The sequence below is a fragment of the Ignavibacteriales bacterium genome, from assembly GCA_026390815.1.
Classification (GTDB): Bacteria; Bacteroidota; Ignavibacteria; order Ignavibacteriales; family SURF-24; genus JAPLFH01.
Genome location: JAPLFH010000040.1, coordinates 59,104 through 80,293, shown reverse-complemented (window position 1 = coordinate 80,293; position 21,190 = coordinate 59,104). Strand labels below are relative to the sequence as shown.

19 protein-coding genes are annotated in these 21,190 nt (G+C 34.0%); 1 reads left to right on the top strand and 18 read right to left on the bottom strand.

Going from position 1 to position 21,190, the window contains the following annotated elements:
* The first annotated feature begins 54 nt into the window (after positions 1-54).
* Entirely contained in the window at positions 55-249 is a 195-nt protein-coding gene (locus NTX22_12520; protein ID MCX6151346.1) for a YwbE family protein, read from the top strand.
* Positions 250-509: 260 nt separating this feature from the next.
* Here the strand turns inward: NTX22_12520 and NTX22_12515 are convergent, their stop codons facing one another.
* From NTX22_12515 to NTX22_12430, 18 genes are all read right to left on the bottom strand, one after another.
* Positions 510-1,616 carry a redoxin domain-containing protein gene (locus NTX22_12515; GenBank protein ID MCX6151345.1) on the bottom strand — a complete coding sequence of 369 codons (1,107 nt, stop codon included), beginning with the start codon at positions 1,614-1,616 and terminating at the stop codon, positions 510-512.
* Between the two features lie 411 nt (positions 1,617-2,027).
* Positions 2,028-2,996 carry a peptidoglycan DD-metalloendopeptidase family protein gene (locus tag NTX22_12510; GenBank protein ID MCX6151344.1) on the bottom strand — a complete coding sequence of 323 codons (969 nt, stop codon included), beginning with the start codon at positions 2,994-2,996 and terminating at the stop codon, positions 2,028-2,030.
* 142 nt (positions 2,997-3,138) lie between these two features.
* Positions 3,139-3,456 (bottom strand): hypothetical protein, encoded by a 318-nt coding sequence (locus NTX22_12505; protein MCX6151343.1) that lies wholly within the window; start codon positions 3,454-3,456, stop codon positions 3,139-3,141.
* Positions 3,417-4,487, bottom strand: coding sequence for a competence protein CoiA family protein (locus tag NTX22_12500; GenBank protein MCX6151342.1), 1,071 nt, complete (start codon positions 4,485-4,487; stop codon positions 3,417-3,419). The genes NTX22_12505 and NTX22_12500 overlap by 40 nt, the downstream gene beginning before the upstream one ends.
* A gap of 238 nt (positions 4,488-4,725) precedes the next feature.
* Entirely contained in the window at positions 4,726-5,499 is a 774-nt protein-coding gene (locus NTX22_12495) for a DUF1828 domain-containing protein (protein MCX6151341.1), read from the bottom strand.
* Positions 5,496-5,996 carry a hypothetical protein gene (locus NTX22_12490; protein MCX6151340.1) on the bottom strand — a complete coding sequence of 167 codons (501 nt, stop codon included), beginning with the start codon at positions 5,994-5,996 and terminating at the stop codon, positions 5,496-5,498. Before NTX22_12490 ends, NTX22_12495 begins: the two co-directional genes overlap by 4 nt.
* 220 nt (positions 5,997-6,216) lie before the next feature.
* The gene (locus NTX22_12485; GenBank protein ID MCX6151339.1) at positions 6,217-7,152 is read right to left on the bottom strand and encodes an NAD-dependent epimerase/dehydratase family protein; all 936 of its coding nucleotides are present in this window, start codon (positions 7,150-7,152) and stop codon (positions 6,217-6,219) included.
* A 186-nt stretch (positions 7,153-7,338) separates the two neighbouring features.
* On the bottom strand, positions 7,339-8,217 hold the full coding sequence (locus NTX22_12480) for an endonuclease/exonuclease/phosphatase family protein (protein MCX6151338.1): 879 nt from the start codon (positions 8,215-8,217) through the stop codon (positions 7,339-7,341).
* Between the two features lie 157 nt (positions 8,218-8,374).
* Positions 8,375-8,836 (bottom strand): IS200/IS605 family transposase, encoded by a 462-nt coding sequence (tnpA, locus tag NTX22_12475; protein ID MCX6151337.1) that lies wholly within the window; start codon positions 8,834-8,836, stop codon positions 8,375-8,377.
* 150 nt (positions 8,837-8,986) lie between these two features.
* Positions 8,987-9,286, bottom strand: coding sequence for a hypothetical protein (locus NTX22_12470; GenBank protein MCX6151336.1), 300 nt, complete (start codon positions 9,284-9,286; stop codon positions 8,987-8,989).
* Between the two features lie 159 nt (positions 9,287-9,445).
* Entirely contained in the window at positions 9,446-12,598 is a 3,153-nt protein-coding gene (locus NTX22_12465) for an efflux RND transporter permease subunit (GenBank protein MCX6151335.1), read from the bottom strand.
* 23 nt (positions 12,599-12,621) lie between these two features.
* A complete protein-coding gene (locus NTX22_12460; GenBank protein ID MCX6151334.1) occupies positions 12,622-13,704 on the bottom strand; it encodes an efflux RND transporter periplasmic adaptor subunit in 1,083 nt (360 codons plus the stop codon).
* Positions 13,705-13,749: 45 nt separating this feature from the next.
* A complete protein-coding gene (locus NTX22_12455; GenBank protein ID MCX6151333.1) occupies positions 13,750-14,109 on the bottom strand; it encodes a four helix bundle protein in 360 nt (119 codons plus the stop codon).
* A gap of 48 nt (positions 14,110-14,157) precedes the next feature.
* Positions 14,158-15,582, bottom strand: a complete 1,425-nt coding sequence (locus NTX22_12450; protein ID MCX6151332.1) for a TolC family protein — start codon at positions 15,580-15,582, stop codon at positions 14,158-14,160.
* A gap of 17 nt (positions 15,583-15,599) precedes the next feature.
* Positions 15,600-16,229, bottom strand: a complete 630-nt coding sequence (locus NTX22_12445) for a TetR/AcrR family transcriptional regulator (protein ID MCX6151331.1) — start codon at positions 16,227-16,229, stop codon at positions 15,600-15,602.
* A 395-nt stretch (positions 16,230-16,624) separates the two neighbouring features.
* Entirely contained in the window at positions 16,625-17,869 is a 1,245-nt protein-coding gene (locus NTX22_12440; protein ID MCX6151330.1) for a Glu/Leu/Phe/Val dehydrogenase, read from the bottom strand.
* On the bottom strand, positions 17,866-18,075 hold the full coding sequence (locus NTX22_12435) for a hypothetical protein (protein MCX6151329.1): 210 nt from the start codon (positions 18,073-18,075) through the stop codon (positions 17,866-17,868). Before NTX22_12435 ends, NTX22_12440 begins: the two co-directional genes overlap by 4 nt.
* Positions 18,072-21,080, bottom strand: coding sequence for a histidine kinase (locus NTX22_12430; protein ID MCX6151328.1), 3,009 nt, complete (start codon positions 21,078-21,080; stop codon positions 18,072-18,074). Before NTX22_12430 ends, NTX22_12435 begins: the two co-directional genes overlap by 4 nt.
* Between the last annotated feature and the right edge of the window lie 110 nt (positions 21,081-21,190).

Below are 21,190 nucleotides of genomic sequence, written 5' to 3'. Positions count from 1 at the left end.
AGAAACGGGGATCACCGTTTCGTCGATTCACCGATTCTTATTTGGAGTATGATTATGGAAGGAATAAAACGAGGTGATATAAAGACCGACTTACACGTGGCAATTGTGCTAAAGGCAGATCAGCGCTCAGGTGAACTGACGGAAGGCTATGTAAGAAATATTCTAACCAATTCCTCAAAACATCCGCATGGAATAAAAGTCCGTTTAGAAACTGGTGAAGTTGGGCGTGTAAAAAAGATATTGGATTAAGCCGGGATAAAAACTAAAAGCGTTTTAAAGCGAAGGTTCAAAATCCGGGATTGTCTAATGTTGCAACTACAATTTTAAATCTGCTGCGATTAAGGAAAGTTGAAGATTATTATCTTTCATAAATAAATGTAGAGTAATTATTTTTTTCTCATTCTGAGTTTAGACTTCTGGTAAGGTACGGTCCTTGCCAACTAAGGAATGATTTTATGATGTTATGCATAAAAATTACCGTTAGTGAACTTACAAGACAGGTTATTGTTTTATTTATCTAAATTGAATAATAGCTTTTTAACCTGTTCTTCTGATGGAATGAACTTTAGCATTTTAATTATCTTCCCTTTACCATCTATAATAAAAAAAAATGGGGATGAATCAACTTCGAAATCTACCTTTGTTTTTCCGGAATCGAAACCAATAGGAAAAATGATATCCGGATTCTCAAGAAGATATTTTTCAAGTAGGTCTTTTCGTTTATTTTCGTGGATACCAATTACTCGCAATCCGTCTTTACTGTATTTTTCATGTAAATAATTCAATTTTACGAGTGGATAAGTCGTAATCCAACAGTTTGCACGCCAAAAATAAACAATAGAAAGCTTACCTTTCAATTCATTTTTTGTTATTCCTTTATCACTATTGTACCATTTCTCAATCGTAAAATTAGGGCACTCTTCTAACGATGCTGTACTATTTACATAGGCGTCAGAAAGAAGCTCGGCATATAAAAATCCTTTATCATAATAGAAATGTTTGTCTTCCCAAATAAACACACTATTATTACTTAAGCCTGACCTAAAATCGGTTTCATCTGTATAATTATAGTGGTCAAGCCTGAAAATTCCGTTTGTCTTTGGATTGTCATTTTTTCCGAATCCAATATATTTCCAACCAGCATATTCCCATTCTTGGAAACCCTTTTCTTCGTTAATAACCTTTGAATAAACAAAATTTAAGTTATATTCGGTAGGATCAAATCCCTCATTCTCTGAAATGTCATCTTGTATTAATCCACGCAAAACTATAAAAGGAATTCGATTGATTGATGCTTCAGCTCTTATAAAATATTTTTTAGTAGCATCATTTATTTCTATAAGGGTTTTGCTTTTTATTATTATTGGTTTGTTTTGTAGATCTCCTTTTGCAAGAACTGTTCGCCAAATAAGTTTATTCGACTTACTGATTTGTTCAATATTTATCCAACCGTTTTCCAACCAGGTGTGAACATAACTTGAATCAAAGAGCAGATCGAATTGTTCCCACTCATATTTAAAAGGATTTTCTTTCGGTTTATGAAGGTTAATTGTTTCTTGTGAATAGCATACTATGGTTATCGATAGAAAAAAGACTGTTAAAAATATTTTTTTCATCCCATCCTCCCAAAAGCTTTGATCTTTTTGTCCCAGCAGGAATAGCTCGTGCCATTAATGTTATCTATATCTATCAAGGTCAAAAATCCTTGATTAGGTGTAAAGCGGAAACTTTAATTATCAAATATCTTTACTCGAGTTTTTCTAACTCCTCACCGTTCAACTTTGATTCCGTAGTAATTATAATTTCTTTTTTCAAAACAAGGAAAGTAAAATTTTGCTTTCAACTTAACAAACGGATTGGTTTAAGTCAATAAGGTTTTATAAATAGTCATATTTAAGCTTGTTACAAAAGATACTTCGTATACCCAATCCATCCCTTTAAAAATTGTACTGCTTAAACTTACAGGGGAAAAATAGAACGTGAAAAAAATATTAGATTAAATTATAACCGAAAGAATTACCATGTTTTTATTCGCTTTTAATTTTGTCTTTTTTAATTGGTGAATAATCTGTTTTTGTCTGTCCGTTTACAATTAACTTATCAAAGAAACATTTAACACCTGTTGCAACATTCATATCTTCTACGTTCTGAATGTGAAAATGCAAATGTGGCTCAGATGAGTTTCCTGAATTGCCACAGAGTCCCAAAACCATTCCCTGTTTAACTTTTTGTCCTTCGGTAACTTTAATTGAATGCTGCTTGAAATGTGCAAAGAACAAATATTCGTTATTCATAGTTTTTATAATAACGGTATTTCCCGGAAGATAAACTGGATTCAGGTTCCCTGGTATGTTGTCCTTGACGCCATCAACAACTAAAACTATTTCTCCATCGCAGGGTGCTATTAACTCTTTACCAAAAGCATAATAATCTTCATTCGTTTTACCATCTGTCTTAAAGGAATTTCCTTTAATATCAGTGATTACAAAGTCGAAAGCATTTTTCTGTGCGGGACTTTCAATGTGGTAATTTAATTCTTTTGTATCGCCACCCCAAATAACTGTCCACTCACCTTTGAATGGAAGTGTTAATTTGGTTGAGTTACGATCAATCTTTGGCAAATTGTCTTCTGTAAAAGGTTTTACAAATAATCCATTAATTTTTGAATTATTATCAACTGAAATATTTACAGCATATAAAGCTCTTTCAAAATTTGTCTTGTAAGAAGCATATGTTCCGTTTACATACTTCACGAACTGCCGCTTTGTAATTTTTCCTGCCTGCGATTTTAAGCCGGTTAAAAAATCGATTGTTTTGTTAAGAGGCAAGAAATTTTGCATCTCACTTGAAAACAAAGCAAACACACTGTCATACTTTTCAGTATTATAAAAGTATTCTAATTTATCTGCAACGGATTTGTAAACAGCTTTCTCTGTCTGTGCAAAAAGGGTACTTGCAAGTAATGCAAGTGAAAGAGTTAAAAGTAAATTTTTCATAAATGTTTATTGTTCGTATAATTTCTAGCAACGGTTTGCAGGTATGCGCAGTTTGGAATTACAAAAGTATCTTAATTCATTATTGCAACCTTACCAATGCACTGAACTGCCAAAACTTTCTAAAATACAAATAGAGCATGAACTACTGACATTCAAAACTCATTATTTCTTTTATAAACTCATCCTTTGTAATTTTTCTTAAGAAACTATCATTTAGTATTTCAAAGATACAACCACCAAAATCGAAATATAAATTCTTACTTGATTCTTCCCACGATTTTCTTTTATAATTCCAATAGTATTTATATAAGCCGTCATGTCGAATAAGTTTATTTTTTAGTAAAACACGTTTCTTATCATAAATTGTTTGCTGTTTTGAATTTTCTGATTCAAGATATGATAATTTCCATTCTATCTTTTTTAACTCTTCTTCAAGTTCTTCTTTTTTTTTATTAACCAACTTGAAAGAGAATTATATATTTCCTTTTTAATATTGTCCTTGATACTGTTTAATATTTCCATTTCATTTTCATTGACTTCCATCTTTTCATCAATGTTTCTAATACTATCAGTAAGATTTATAATTAACTTATATTTATTAGGATGACTCTTAAAATATTGAAAATCATTTTCACTATTCAAGTCATAAACCATTGGAAATAATTCATGTATTGTAGAGGATTCAATTACTTTACATTTTCTGAAATTCAATTTATTTATATCTGCAAATGATATTATACTATAATCTTTATACTCATATTTTGGGCACTTTTCATAATTTAGAAATGTTTTCTTTTTTAATTTTAAATCTTCGAGCTCAGTATACACTTTAGCCTGCTTTTGTCGGATTCCCTTCAACTCATTGAATAATTTATTACTTGAAGGGAATGGATAATGATAATCACATTTCCTATTCAAGAGATCTTGGTAAATAGAAACAATATTTTTAATTGTATCAACATAATGCAAATACTCAATATTTTTCTCTTGAATTTTCGATTTGAGTGAATCAATCTCTTCTTTCTCTTTTTTTAAATTCTCATTTATAATTCGGAGACAGGAATTTTCAACCAAATCTTGAGGTGCCTTCATCCCAAATTTAAAATTATCCTTGAAATTATTTGCATTTATTAGCCAAATTATTTTCTCATAAAAGGTTTCCCTTTCTTTTATTATATCAGCTGAAATTGAAGAATTCTGGAATTCTACTACCAATTCATTCGTGGTTTTTATATCAGCTCTATGTTTTTCTCCATTTTTGTTTATTATAATTTCTTGCCAATCTTCTGGGAATTCGCTTTTCCATCGCCTATGCCATTCTGTTTCATGTTCCTGCCAAGGATCACAACGGGGATTAGGTGCATGACGCCAATGATGCTTGTTTATTGGTCCACATACGGCCTGAACTTTATCCATACAAATAGGGCATAGTCCAATACCTTTTTTATATGGTTTGGTTCTATCTCCACTTTCATTTATAGCGATTAACATTTATTTTTAAAATCCGTGTTATTTTTTATAAAAGCATAATTATTTTCCGAAATATTAGAATATTTTTTTTTGCAAGAACAGTAATTATCTAAGTAATTAGAGTAGTATTTTGTTTGAAACATAGTGAATTGAAAAATTGATGTCAACAAGATTACCATTCAGGCTTTGGCAAAAGTTAGGGAAATGAATTCTCGGAAATTCTTATAGTTCATGACAACCAAGTGAAAAAGTATAATGGTCAGTTAATTCGTTCAACCAAATAGCTGCTAATAAATTCTTCGTTTTTATCCAGGTAAGAAAATTGTTTGTCTAAAAGATTAGTTACTTTTGAACTCTTTTTAGGAAAAATATCTTCCATGTTCTCATATATCCCAATTAACAAAGGATGATAATTGCTCAATAAATAATGCTGTACAGTAATTGTAACCTGGTCACATCTATCATTGGAAGCAATAGGAAATATACAAATAGGTGTGTTCAATTTAGTTTTGGTTATTGCATGGGGTGCTAAATAATCAGAAGCAAAAGGGACTGCATCAGGAATAAATTTTCTTTCAAAACCGTAATCTTTAAATTTTTCTGACAGAAATGATTCCAATAATTCATAAAATACATTTCTAATGAGTTTTCTATTTAACACATTAAGCGATGTAATTTTTGTAATAGTATCTATAATTGCCAATAGATTAGGAATCAGTGAATCCTGTTCAGAAGGCAGATAAATATTCCCTGAATCATATTTTACCTGATTTTCTGATATTATTTTTTTTATCAAATCTTTTTTTGAATCCGTTTCTGTTTCAGTGTCATATGATAATTTCATTAAAGACAAACCATAATCCTGAACTATATAATTGCCATTATTTTTCTCAATAAAAATCTCGTATATATCGCCATCGGGATAATAGAAAGGAAGCATTACCTGGTAAATATTAGGTCTTATTAATTTAATATCAAACAAATCCGAAAATTGACTTGTTAGTATTTTCCTTATTTCGTTTACTTCATTCATTGTATTCCAAATAAATTCGTTTGGTCAGGATCCTCGTATTCTATTTCAAAAATTTTTAAATAATCTTTATAATTGATAAAATTTAATTCTTCGAAGAACTTTATCAAGGCTCCTTTAAAATGTACGTAATTAGATTCTTTTGCCGTATGTTCTGGTTTAATTTCTTGCAATATTGCTTCTTCAGTAGCATAATGTTTATGAAAAGAGTAATAGACTTTTCTGTCAGTAAATAAATTTTTATGCTCTCCATGTACTCCATTATATCTTACTAATATTATATTATCCTCCTCCGGTGGAATTAACATTAAGCCTATGGAAAAACGTTCTTCAAATTTTTCACTTTGCCTTATAAATATTTCAAATGAATTTTTTTCATCTTCAGAAATCGCTTCAAGATTAATTCTTCTACTTCTATTTATAAGCTTGAACTTCCCTTTAGTAGAAGAAGAAATAAGCTTAGGCATTATAATCAGGGCATCAATATCTGCTTGTTTCATAGAAAAATTGATTTTACGTAACAAACTTAATTATTGTATATATAAATTGAAATAGCTTTTCAGACAATTCACTATAATACTTTGTTATTCAATAATACAGTACCCCCAAAATTTAGGAAAGGTCGTTGCGACATAATTCAAGTAACTTTAAGTCTTCAGGTGTAAAACTTCACTGTAAATCGAATGAATCCTTACGGTTTTTATAATCTGTTAATGGTCTTCATTTATTTTTTTTTATAAACTCAATTGTCTCGTGAATTCCTTCAGCGTAAGATATTGGTTTATAATTGAAAAAATTGTTGAACTTTGTTGAATCAAAATAATACTCAAACTCACTCTGGTAAAGCATTTCATAAATTTCTGATAAAGTTTTGTTAAAGAAACCAACAGCTTTTATCATCCATTTTTTTAGAACAGAATAATTTGGAGCAACACCTAATTCTTTGGCAATCAGGTTGATAAATGTTTTCCCATCTAGTGCAGGATTGTATGTTGGTAAATGCCAAATTTGATTAAATGATTCATCACTTTTTGAGAGTAACTTTAGTCCTTTTGCACAATCTATTGTATAGCTAAATGAATGCGGTTTATTAACATCAACTAACCATTGCGCACTTTTTCCATTCATTAATTTATCAATTGCTAATACGTATGGTACACTGGATTTTGTTGCATATGGACCGTAAAAATCTGCCGCTCTTGCAATAATAGCATTTATATTTTTTTTCTTAAACTCGTCTTCCAACATAGTTGCAAGTTTTGCTCTTATTTCGCCCTTTCTACTGCAGGGATTATATGGTGTGGTTTCAGTCATTTTACCATTTACTTTACCGTACATATAAACGTTGTCAAAAAAGATCAATTTAGCTCCAACTTTTTTACAGGCATCTATTGTGTTTTGCATAATCTTATACCACAATTCTGTCCATACTTTTGTATCATACTGAAGACCTGCACTTAAATAAACTATATCGGAGTTTTTAACGCTATTCAAAGTTTCTTCATAGGAAGTAATATCTGCCTTAAACGAATCCGTTCCTGGTATTGTATAGTTGCTCCGCGAAACAAGACGAATGTTATCATCTTTAGTTTTTAATAATTCATATGCTAGTGCGTTTCCTATTGAACCACCAGCGCCTAAAATTGTATGTCTCATAATTTTATCTTATTTGTTTGTGTTTTGTATTTTAAATTTGTTTGCTTGCTTAACCACACTTATAACATTTGTAATGGGCGCGTTTGTTCCACTTCATCACAAGAGCAAGAGAGAGAACAAGAGCAAGATTAAGAACAAGAGTTAGAGAATGATTTAGAAAAATATTTATTCTTATAGCATGATGATTTACTTAATATAAAGATCCGCTACAACCGGCATATGATCTGATGGATAACGCCCATCAATTTTTTCTCCAATTATACCGTGCTGATAAACATTTATTTTCTTATTAACAAAAATGTAATCAATCTTGTTGTTCACTTCCAATGTGTCCTGGAATCCATTAAAGCTAACGTAGCCACCGTAATGCCCGTTTTGCGAAATGAATTGAGAATCAAATAATTCATGCTTTGAATCTTTGCCTTTAGATTCGGTTAGAATTTTATACGGATCAGAATCTTTAAGTGAATTAAAATCGCCGGTAACAACTACCGGAAAACCAGGTGCAATTTCTGATATCTTTTTTAATATCAAAGTTGCGCTGCTTTTCTTTGCCGCTTCACCCATATGATCGAAGTGAGTATTAAACAGAAAAAATATTTTTTTTGTTTGGCTATCAAGAAGTTTTGCCCAGGTTACAATTCTAGGGAATGCGGCATCCCAGCCTTTGGATGGTTGATCCGGTGTTTCTGATAACCAAAAAGTTGATTGGGTTAAAATCTTAAACCGATCTTTTCGTATCAGCACAGCAGAAAACTCCCCTTTTTCTTTTCCATCATCTCGTCCAACTCCAATTTGGATGTACTCTGGAAGAAGTTTATTAAAATCATCAAGTTGTATCTTGAGCGCTTCCTGAAGACCAACTATATCAGCTTTGTGGAATCTTATTGTTTTACTTACAAATTCCTTTCTATTATCCCAGGCATTTGTACCATCAGAAATTTTATCCCCGGCATACCGGATATTATAAGTCATCACTCTAAAACAATTTTTAGAATCTTTATTTGAGGGAATAGAAAAACATGTTGAAGTAAGAAAAATCAATAACAGAATAATTGCTCTCATCTAGTTTACCCTTTCTTCATTACTTCTTTGTTAATGCAATGAAGTCCTACCTTTATTTACTAGAAAATATTTAGAATCACTGGTCCCAGAGGGATCCAATATTGGTAAAAATCTTTCAAAACAACAATAGTAAAGTCCCGTCAGGGACGAAATATTATTATTCAGGTTCTCTTAAAATGTATCGTTCATCAAATTCAACGTTATAGGCTTTAAGCCACGATTTATACTCTTCGGTAAAGGTTATTTTTTTATGGTGCTGTTCTTGATTCTTTATGTAATTGATTACTTTAGATAAATGTGAATGACTATATGAGAATGCTCCATATCCTTCCTGCCACGCAAATTTTGAGTGTGTAAACTTGCTTTCATTAATCCATTTTGATGAACTACCTTTTATATCCTGAAGCAAATCAGATAATGATTGATGAGGTCTATAACCGATTAGTATATGAACATGGTCTGCGACTCCATTAATTATAACTAATTTGTGTTTTTGTGCTTGAATAATTCCTGTAATGTATTTGTACAATTCATCCTTCCATATACCATCAATAATTGCCCTTCGGTATTGAACAGCAAAAATTATTTGAATATGAATTTGTGTATAGGTGTTGCTCATTGTTGTATGCAATATTTCGTCCCTATGGGACTACTTACTGTTGTTAAATTTATTGTCTAACAATTTTTAGTCCCTAACGGGACTACCAATCTTTGTAAATTTATTTATCTTTAGCACAATTACTTGCATAAATAATGATAGAGAATTCTATTATAATATTCTTTCTAACGGCATCTGGAACAATCGTACATAATCATCTTTCATCTTTATTGTTGTATTCAATTCTTTCACCATATCAATTACTTTTTCCAACTGCTCTTCATGTTCAAATGCAATCATCCTAACACAGTTAAATCCGGGAAAAGTTCTGGAACCAAGATGCGGCATAGTTTCGTGTCCTTTGCCTTTAACATTTTCCCACTCAGTATAAAAATCAACGCCAGCTTTGTTTAGCAATTCTTCAATTCTTTCGTCATGTACTTCACGATAAACAAGGAATGCAATTTTCATAAAGTTCTCCTTAATTTAATCTTTACCCTAAAAAGTTGTCTAAAAAATAAGTTTTTTCTGTGTCTTTGTGCCTCTGTGGTAAATTCTTTATTCTCATTTAAAACATTCACCACAGAAACACAGAATCACAGAGATATTAAAAGCAATAAATAATTAAATTTATTTATTTGAAACGGGTTCAGCTTCTAACAATATTTCTTTTTTCTTTCCTGCAAAGGAAAATATTCTGGAAAAAACTTTTACAAGTTTACCGAAAGATAAGTCATCAAGTACTGAGTAAACAACCGGAACTACTAACAATGTTAGTATTGTAGATGTAATCAATCCACCAATTACTGCCTGACCCATTGGAGAACGGAATTCCGAGCCTTCACCTAAAGCAAATGCAACCGGCACCATTCCAAAGATCATCGCAAAGGTCGTCATCAAAATTGGACGAAGACGGGTTGGACCGGCTTGTAGCAATGCTTCTGTTCTGGATAGTCCGCGTTCCCGCAGAATATTTGTATAATCAATTAGAAGAATTGCATTCTTGGTTACAAGTCCCATAAGCATTATAATACCAATCATTGATATAACCGACATCGCACTATTGGCAATAACCAAAGCTAACATAGCACCAATAATTGCCATCGGGAGCGACAACATAATACTGAACGGATGGATGAAACTTTCGAACTGCATAGCAAGAACGATGTAAACAAACACGATTGCCAGCATCAACGAAATTAAAATGTTAAAGAATGATTCGGCTTGCATTTCACCTTCGCCAATTACTTTGATGTTGTAGCCGGCAGGAAGACTCAATCCTGCTGTTTGTTTCTGAATATCACCAAGTACTTCTCCCATTAATCTTCCGGAAACGTTGGCATCCACACGGATTTCACGTTGTCTTGCATACCTGTTAATAACTGAAGGTCCAGTCCCTTCATATACTTGCGCTACGTCTCCAAGTCGAACATTAATTTTTTCTCCAGCGTTACCTTTCTTGTAACTCATTATCATTAGGTTCTGAACATCGGAAATGGATTTACGGTTTGTTTCTTTCAATCTTACTCTTACATCATATTGTTCATCGCCTTCCTGGTATTTAGTAGAAACGTAACCATCAACCATTGCTCTTACAGAAGAAGCAATGGAGTAAACATTAACTCCCAAATCAGAAGCTTTGTCGCGATCAATTTTTACTCTTATTTCCGGTTTAGAAGCTTCCAAACTTGTTTCAATATCAACTGCTCCAGGGGTTGATTTGAAAATAGTTTTAACTTCTTCGGATATTTTTTTTAACTGTTCAATTTCCGGACCCTGTAAACTAAGTGTTACTGGTTTTTCTCCACCGCCAGGTCCACCTTCTACTCTAAAGTCAAAAGCAACTCCAGGAATTCCCTTTAAGGCAGTACGAATTTCATCCATTATTATTTCATCGCTTTTCTTACGATCTTTTTTCTTTACTAATTTAACAAGAATCTGTCCTTTATTTACCGGTGTATTTTCTCCACCGATTGTTGTAAGAAGATTTGTTACTTCTGGACGCAGCTTTAATTTTTCTTCTACAAGCTTACAAATTTGATCTGTTTGATCCAGCGAGGTACCTGCTGCTGCATTTACCTTAATATAGAATTCGCTTCTATCAGTATTAGGAAAGAACGCACTACCGATTAAACCACCAAGCATAAGACTTGCAAAAAATATTACGATAGAACTTAAGATAATTGTCTTTCTATGATTCAAAGCCCACTTTAATATTTTTCGATATAGGTCGTTAAGTTTATTAAAGTAATAGTTGAAATAATAGAGAATGTTTCTTAAAACATTGCGAGACTTTGTTAAATGCTCATCTTCCTTTGATAACCAGCGCGAAGAAAGCATTGGCGTTAAAGTAAAAGCTACAAACAAGGAAACCATTACTGCCACTGAAATGGTAATTCCAAACTCATAGAAAAATCTACCAACAATACCTTCCATAAATGCAACTGGAACGAATACCGCCACAATTGTAAATGTAGTTGCAAGAACAGCAAGTCCAATTTCATTGGTGGCGGATTTGGCTGCTTCAAATGGAGTTTCTCCCTGATCGAGATGCCGGTAAATATTTTCTATAACAACAATAGCATCGTCAATCAACAATCCAACTGCCAGTGAAAGGGCAAGAAGGGACATCATATTTAAAGTAAAGTTTAGAATATACATTGCAAAGAATGTGGCAATAACAGATGTAGGCAGCGCTATTGCGCTTATAATAGTACTTCTTATGTTGGCAAGAAATAAATAGATAACTATTATCGCTAACAAACCACCATAGATAAGATCAAAAAGAACATCATTAACTGAATCTTTAATGTAAACTGAATTATCCTGGGCAATTGATATTGCTAAATCCTTTGGAAGTTCAGCTTCAATTTTTTGAATTTGTTTTTTTACCTGGTCTGCTACCTGGATTGTATTTGAGCCTGACTGTTTTAAAATATTCAAACCAACTGCAGGTAATCCATTATAGCGCGACAAACTAACCTTCTCTTTTGCGCCATCTACTATTGTTGCAATTTCTTCAAGGCGGACAATATTTCCTTTATCATTTACAATAATTATTTTACCAAAATCTTTCACATCCTGGAATTTACCCATTGTTCTAAGAAGCAACTGGCGCGTTCCCTGGTTAAGGTTGCCACCAGGTATTTCCACATTTGAAGCACCTACACTTTGAATAACATCATTTATTGAAAGAGAATATGCACGTAATCTTTCAAGATCAACATTGATGTTTATTTCTCTTTCTGCTCCACCAATTAACACAACATTACCAACACCCGGAATGTTTTCAATCCTTTTCTTTATCACATTCTTCGTGAATGTAGTTAAGTCTTTTTCAGATCTCTGACCTGATACAGTAAAAGTCATAATTGGTAAACTGGCAGGATCATACCGTTGAATAACAGGATCTTCAATTTCCTTTGGAAGCTGGCTTCTAACTGCCGCTACCTTTTCTCTTACTTCCTGTGCTGCCTGCTTGCCATCAATCTCAAGTTTAAACTCAATAATAACAAGCGATACGTTTTCCTGCGATCTAGATTCAACGTGCTTAATACCGCCGATTGTATTTACAGCATCTTCCAACTGTTTGGTCACATCCGATTCAATCTGTTCTGGACCAGCTCCAGGTAATACTGTAGTTATAACAACAAATGGTATATCAACGTTTGGATAAAGATCTACATTTAAACGCGTCAGGGAAAAAAGTCCAAGCACAACCAATGATAAAATCATCATAGTGGCAAAGACCGGGCGTTTAATTGATATATCAGCTAATTTCATATTTTCATTTCCTTCTTAAAAAATTATTTTGATGAAAGGATATCTTCTTTTGTCCGAACAACTAACATAGAATCTTTTAGATTGTTCATACCTATTTTTACAACTTCATCTCCAGCACCTATACCTTCCAATACTTCAATATCGGTTTCATTCTGTATTCCAAGTTTTACTTCCTTACCAAATGCTTTCCCATCTTTCACAATAAAAACTTTAGGACCCTGTTCTGTATATGTTACAGCCTCGCGTGGAATTACCGGCGAAACCCTGGACGAAACAAGTATTACTTCAGCTTTGCCAAACATTCCTGGTTTGAACCACTGGTCTTTACCGCTTGGGAAAGTTGCTTTAACAACAAAAGTTCTTGTTTGAAGATCGGCAGATTTTGCAATCTCAGAAATTCTTCCGGTTGCAGTTATTGAAGGATTAATTTCCGAATATATTTTAATTGATTGACCAAGGCTTACGTAAGGAACATCTGCTTCGCCAACGCTAAGAACCATTTTTAACATACTTATTTTTGCAACGGTAATTATCGGCATACCCGGTGCAGCAAAATCACCTGGATTAAGTTTAACCTCTGTTACCACTCCGCTTATTGGAGAAGTTATTTCAATTGCACTTCTTGCGGCATCAAAGTTTGCTTTGGCTACATCATATCCGGTTTGAACATCATCCAAATTTTGTTTTGATACAGCTCCACCTTCGTACAGGGATTTCATCCTTGCCAGATTGCGTTCAAAGTTTTTCATATTGGACTGCGCCTGGTAATATTGCGATGTTGCTCCACTTTTATCCAATCGAATTAAAACCTGCCCAGCACTAACATTACTGCCAACTTTAACAGGAATTTCAACAATTCTTTCCGCAAGCTGCGATACGATATTTGCCTGCTGCTCTCCTTCAATTGTACCTGTATAAGTTTTAGTTAAGGTAAGTTTTTTACTCTCAACTTTTACCGTAAGTACAGAAACTGAATCTGAGCTTGCCACTCTTTTAGCTGCTTTTGATTCTTCTTTTTCCTTTGCACCACATCCTATGTACTGAAAAGAAATTACGCTAATAAGCACAACAGCCATCATCAGCCACATATTTTTTCTTTTTTCCATTTTAATTTATTCTCCTATAATAAAAATTCAATTTCAAATTAGTAATTACGAATTACAGTTTTTTAAAGTAAGTTGAATACTGCCAATAATTTTAAGTAATTCGTCACAGTCTTTTAATAAAGAATCAGAAACTTTAATTTCCAGTATTTCGGAATCTTTTAATAATCTTAACCAGTAATTAGTTTCTCTCGCTTCTTTATAAGCCAAAGTAATTTTTGCATAAAAATCTTTTTCTGTTTGCCCACCAATTGCCTCTTCAATATTTGCCCCAATTGAAGTTCCGCATCTTAATAATTGCTTTCCAAGAACATATTCGTTCTTCTCTTGAATTAAATATTTATATAATTTTATAATCCTGAGTGCAAATTGATAACTCTTATCTATTACTATATTATTCTTTTTCATTTATAAATCTTTTTTTAGCATTCGTAATTCTGAATTCGTAATCCGTAATTAAAGTTGATTGTACCCAGATGCTCTTTCCCAGTCAGCACGGGCAACAAGATAATCATAAACTGCTTGTGCTTTATTTATTTGAGTACTGGTAAGCGCTACCTGGGAATCAATTAATTCTAATTGTGTACCTAAACCATTTTTAAATCTAACTTCTGCAATTGATACGGCTTTTGTAGCTTGTTCAACACTCCTTGCCTGAGCATCAACTCTTTTCTTAGCTTCCAGCATTCTAAGTTTTGCTTCGTCAACTTGTATCTTTATTCCATCTTCAAGTTTTTTTCTGTTTAATGTTGTTTTATCCTTTTCAATTATTGCCTGCTCTATTCTGTACTTAGTTTGCAAACCATTAAAAATATTGTAAGTTAAAGTAACGCCAACCATTGCAGTATTGAGCGTGTTATATTGATTAAATTTGAAACCGTCATCCTGCGTTTGGTACTGATAATTTCCAAATGCCGCAAGTGTTGGGTAATTATCAGATTTTTGAATTGTAATATTCTTGTCTAAAATCAGTTCGTATGCCTGTAATCCAAGCAAAAGACTATTACGTTGTAATGACTGCTGGCTTTCTTCTTCAACAACATTCAATGGAACTTCATCTAACTTTAGGTCATCGGTCAAATTGATTTCCTGATTTATGTCTAATCCTAAAACATTTCTTAACGCATTTTTTGCCAATACGTAATTATTTTCCGATTGACTTAGCCGTGGTTCTGTATTTGCAACCTGTACTTCTGCCCGAAGAAGATCAAACTCAGAAGCCATTCCTTCCTTATATAGTTTTTGAAGATTTTCATAAGTCGCTTTTGCTAATTCCAAACCTTGTCTTGTAACTTCAATAATTTTCTTAGTAAACAAAACTCCGTAATAAGCTTTCTTAACATTCTGTACAGCATCCTGCCTAACAGATTGTGCGTTATGCTCTGTATAGTGGCTATATTCTTTTGCTATAGAAATTGCCGTATTTACTTTAGCACTGAACAATACCTGGGTTAATGTAAGTGAAGCCGAATAGTTATTGTCTGTACCAAGTTCTAACTTAATTGGTGTAGGATCTGGATTAAAAGGTGAATTGCCCGGTAGAAACAAAGCTTGTTTTTTAATATTTCTAACATATTGCGCTTCAAAGTTTAGCGTTGGATATGCATTTCCGTAAGCTTCGTTTATCTGGGCTTCCGATTTTTTCAAATCTTCGTTTGAAACCAAAACATCTTTGTTCTGCTCAAGAGCCATAGATATAGCTTCGTTCAAAGAGAGATTCAATTCTTTGGAAGATAATTTTATATTATTCGCTTTCTCATTGTTCAATTGCGATGACAAACTACTAATTCCACCTGGAATATAATCCTGTGTTATAAAGTTGTTTTGTGAATAATTTTTACTAATAAAAAGTATTAGTAAGAAAAGGATTATTTTTTTCACTGTTTCTCCTGAAATAATTACTTAACTAAAATTCCATTAAAAATAACGTCAAGAATAAAATTGACGTGCTGCAAAATTTCTGACTCATTCAACTTATTCATAAAAGCTAAATTTGCTATGTAGGGAAAAAGAAGTCCGTGGTATAACTGATAAAGATATTCGGGATTTACCTTTCTAATCTCCTTATTCTTTATACCTTCTTTTATTTTTTTAAAAAGCAGGTCATCTAAAATGCTATGTTTGGCTTCAAAGGTATCGTGTCTTAAGTTAGCTGGTCCTTCACCTACTGCAGTATAAAACCCGGCAATAATTATTAGTGCTTCCTTATTTTTTGCGTAATACTCAAAAATTTCTTTTGTGTAGATATTAAAAAATTCAATCAGTGAGCTGGTGGAATTTATACATCTGTTTATAATTTCAAGGCTCGCATCAAAAGTGGAATCTATAATGGACTTATATATTTCCTCCTTGGATTGAAAGTAATTGTATATTGTACCGATACCGAACTCAGCTTTTACAGCAATTTCTTCAAGCGTAGTGTGGCTAAATCCCTTTCCCGCAAAAAGAATTGCCGCAGCATTCATTATTTCTTTTTTTCTTAAAAGCTTTTCTCTTTCTTTTCTGCCTAATGAATTTAATTCTTCCATTTTTTCTTTCTCTTTTAGTGAATTATTATTTCCATCACTAATATATCAATTCTATTTTTGAATTACCCGTTTATTTTATGAATTCTAATTCATTGATTGAACGATTATTCGATTTTCAGATTCAGACGTCGCAAAATATGGTTTAGTTCCGTAATGTGAATTATTATTCTAAAAGTTGATGGTAAAATAATGGGTATGTTTATTTTGATGAACAGTTAATCGGTTAAAGCAGGAAATTAGTCGGTGAACTCTACAAACAATGTTTGAATAACTAAGTCCTCACAAAATAATATTAGATCTTTTTTAATCTTGCTCCTGATCTTAACTTTTATTTTGAAAGGAGATCAAGGTTAAAATCAAGAATTTTACTTAAATAACAATAAAAAATAAAAGAATCACACCCATCCTCTTAATTTGCATGCTTCGGACACGCGGGCAACACCTACAACCATGGCAGCTAAACGCGGGTGTACTTTCTTTTCACGCTCTGCTTCGTGTACAGTATTGTATGCTTTTGTAAGTTTATCATCAAGCCGTTGATGAACCAGATTTTCATCCCAAAAATATGAATAGCTGTCCTGAACCATTTCAAAATAAGAGACTGTTACACCTCCGGCGCTTGCCAAAATATCCGGAATAACGTAAACACCTTTATGATTCAAAATTAAATCTGCCTCTGGAGTTGTTGGACCATTTGCAAGTTCACAAACTATTTTTGCTTTTATATTATTTGCATTCTCAGCAGTAATTGAATTTTCTAAAGCTGCCGGATAGAGAACATCCACATCAAGTTCAAGAACTCCCTTATGCGGAAATTCTTTTCCACCGGGGAATCCTTTTACAGAACCTGTCTTTAGTTTATGAGTAACAAGTTCTTTGGGATCCATCCCGTTTTCATTATAAACAGCACCGCGGCTATCGCTGCACGCAATTAGTTTTCCGGTTCCTAAAATTTCCTGGTGAAGCAATGCGGCGCGTTGTCCGGCATTTCCAAATCCCTGGATTGCAAATTTTTTGGGATCTATGTTAAGTCGTTTGCAGGCTTCCCTTACTGTAATTACTCCACCGCGGGCAGTAGCATCTCTTCTTCCTTCAGTTCCGCCAAGCTGCATTGGCTTGTCTGTTAAAACTCCGGTATGATGACGATTCATTATTGTTTCGTATTCGTCCATCATCCAAGCCATGGTTTGAGGATTTGTATAAACATCCGGTGCTGGCACATCTTTATCCAATCCAATATAATGTGCAACAGCACGGATGTAAGCGCGGGAAAGATTTTCGAGTTCACGTTCAGACATATTTTTAGGATCGCAAACAACACCACCTTTACCACCACCAAGCGGAAGATCAACTACTGCGGTTTTCCAGCACATCCAGCTTGCAAGTGCACGGATTACATCTACTGTTTCATCAGGATGAAAACGGATGCCACCTTTTGCTGGTCCTCTTGCATAATTGTATTGAATCCTGTAAGCATGAAAAATTTTTACTTTTCCATTATCCATTCTTATAGGCAAAGTAAATTTGAACTCTTTCTGGGGCCATAGTAAAAGCTCTTTTGTAGCTTCATCAAGGTTAAGCAGGTTTGCTGCCTGAAGAATTTGTTCTTGTGCAACATCAAAAGAATTGTAAGATTTCATTTATTTTTATCCTTCTTGTTTTTCTCATCGGCTGATTTATCATCTGTAAAGACATCAAGAACAATTCTATACCAGCAGCCTTTACACATCAGCATACGATCAACATTAAGCAGTACTTTTTCCCACGGGCTTAATACTCTTCCGCAATGCGGGCAGGAATCGAAAACTGCGGCTCTCCTGGTCGGATCAGGTTTTTCTTCGTTCAATTTTCATCCTCCGGTTTCAAAATTATTCCTTTACTTTGCTGACCATTCATTTTTATAGTTATTGGTTTTTCAAAACGAATTAACTTTGTAAATTCCAGTTGATCATATGGCTCGCGATTTAACAGCCAGTCCCAATCCAAAAAACTATGCTGATCTTTTTCGTTAATGGTAAAGTATCCAACCTGGAATGAAGTTATGTTCTGAAAAAAATGAGAACCCTGCGACGGTGTAACGGAAAATTCTTTAAAAGTAGTTTCAACAATTGCCCTTGCGCCGGCAATCTCTTCCCACTTTACTGGAATTCCAAGCCATGGATCCAGAGTTCCCCATCTTCCAACACCTATTAAAAGATACGGACGCGATTCAGAAATAAGTCGTGTATTAAAAGAAGAAACTTCTTTGGCAACTTCCCGACTTTTAGCTCTTTCAAATTTATGATAATCTACAACAACAATATCTTTAATATCCCTAATGGCGCCGTTGCCAAGAACATGATTACTCTGACAGATGATTTTATTCTTATCCGTCTCTTCAAGACGCAATTCTTCTACTTCACGGTTAATTACCAATGGGCGCATTTGAAGTAGTCCAAACTCTCTGGGTTCTCCTTTAGGGGCTGACATTCTAACAGCAAATTCAATTTCTACTGGTGTTCCCATTCCCCAGGTACCCATATCAAGTAGCAGCTCCAGGATTTGTGGCAACGGAAATATTTTATTTTGAAGAACCGGGGCAAATGTAACAACACGTGCACCACTTCTTCCTATGCCATCATAGATAGCATCATTTTCTTTGGAGTAAGTTGAACCAACATACGTAAGCGTTCCATCATCTTCGGCAATATTTAATCCATATTGCTTCACCAAAACATCATGTGTTTCTTCAAAGCCTTCGGAGTAACCGTCCAGATCGAGAGCATAAAATTCTATTTGATTATTGTTCAATGCTTCTTTTACCGAATAGAACTGCATCAAATCCGTTGGATATTTTGGACAGAACCGTAAAGCATTGCCGCCATCAACAACGGTTTTACCCAAACCAAGCGCAGCGGAAACAGTGCCGTCATTTGATTTCTGTGGTGCAACTGGATAGAAGTTATAAGATTTTGCAACACCAGCAAAATCCGGGTAAAAGCGATTCTGATGTAACGACCCGATCAGCTTCTGGATTATCACCGCCATTTTTTCTTCTTCAAGACGGTAGGTTGTTACCTTAAAATAATCTTTTGCACCCTGGTAAAAAGTTGATGCGTAAACCCGCTTGATTGTGTTGAGCAAATCATTCAACCTGATAAGCTGGTTTGGGTGCCTGTTTGGAAGCATATAAGTTTCATAAACACCTGCAAAAGGATGATACTGCGAATCTTCCAACAAGCTGGATGAGCGAACGGCAATCGGTGTTCTGATAATATCAAGGAATGCAGCAAGTTCGCCAAGAATTTCTTCCGGAAATTTACTTGCTTCCAGAAATCTTTTCGTAATCTCACGGTCATCAGTACAGTTAAGTGCAAACTTCCTTAAATTATTTTCATCAACAAACTGATCGAAAACATCGGTGCCTAAAACTACTGCGGGCGGAACATAGATAACAACTTTTTCAAAACGGTCGCGAAGGTTGTAATCATTTATTAATGTATTTACAAAGCCAAGACCACGCGCCTTACCACCAAGTGAACCGCCACCAATGCGCGCAAAGCTGGTTTCCGGATCGAAAGATTCTTTATGAAAATCAGTTATCAACCCGCGCTGGCGCATTGTGCGGTAATTATGAAGTGAATCAATTAAATCTTTTCTTAACTCAGCTACGGAAGGATAATCAGTAATTTTCCGCGGACGCAATTTATGGGCAAGCCAAAATTCTGTTCTTGCTTTTAACCAATTGGAAAAATGATTTCGTTCTGAATGATATAAAATGCTTTCATCAGGAACTACCTGAAGCTGTTCTTCTAATTGTCTAAGATTACTTGCGTGACCAACTTCAAATCCTTCCGGTGTTCTAAAAGAGAAGTCACCAAAACTAAAGTAGTTGTTCATAAACTGGCGAAGCTCGCTAAGAAATGTTGGAGAGTCTTTTAAAAGGAATTTGGCTCCAACTAATTGCGCAAGCATTTCTTTTTCCGGATCATTAGACTGAAGTAACGCTGGTATATCCGAATGTTCTTTTCTAACAGACTCGACGAACTTTACTCCGGCAAGCGGATCCTGAACATCATTCCGCTGAAAGTCTATGTCTGAAATTATTCCAAGAATAAATTCTTTATACTTTGTGTAATATTCCCAGGCTTCTTCGTATGTTGAACAGAGAAGAATTTTGGGGCGGGCACGCATACGTAAAAATTTATGCGAGAGATTAATTCCTTCCAGAATTAACCGCTGGGATTGCTTAAGAATTTCAGTGTAAATGATTGGAAGAAACGATGAATAAAACCGTACATTATCTTCAATAACAATTATGCTTTGAACACCAACCATCCTGGTATCGTGATCGACATTAATTTTATCTTCAAGAAATTTTATTATAGCAATGATTAAACGGAAATCTCCCTGCCAGATAAATATTTTGCTAAACACAGAAGTATCGTGATGAAGCAGTAGTTCTTTAAGCTCCCTGTTATCGTAAGCAAGCAGAACAATAGGAATGTTTAGATTATTTTCCTTTAGAAGTTTTGCAAACTCAAGCGCGTGCATATCTTCAATATGCAACGTTGTTATGATAAGATCGAAACGGTTCTCTTCCTTTGCAAGCGCAATTGCTTCATTACCGCTGGAGACTCTTGTTAATTCCGGTGAGTGGCTAAGATTTAATCCCTGGTATTCATTCCTGATCAATTCGTAAAGTCTGCCATCTTCTTCAAAAAGATAAAGATCATATAAACTTGAGACAATAAGAATATCTCTGATGCGGAGCCGCATTAAATTCTGGAAACCCTGGAAGCGGTTGCCATAACCATGCTCCACCCACATCAGGTCAAAATTGTCCCAGGTTTCTAAAGGATTTATTGGCATTTAATTAACTGCAAAAATTTATTTCTATAACCTTTCAAATTCCTTTAAAAGATACTATAATAAAATAGTGATAAATAAGGAACATGATTTTCACAACCAAAATAAAGAAA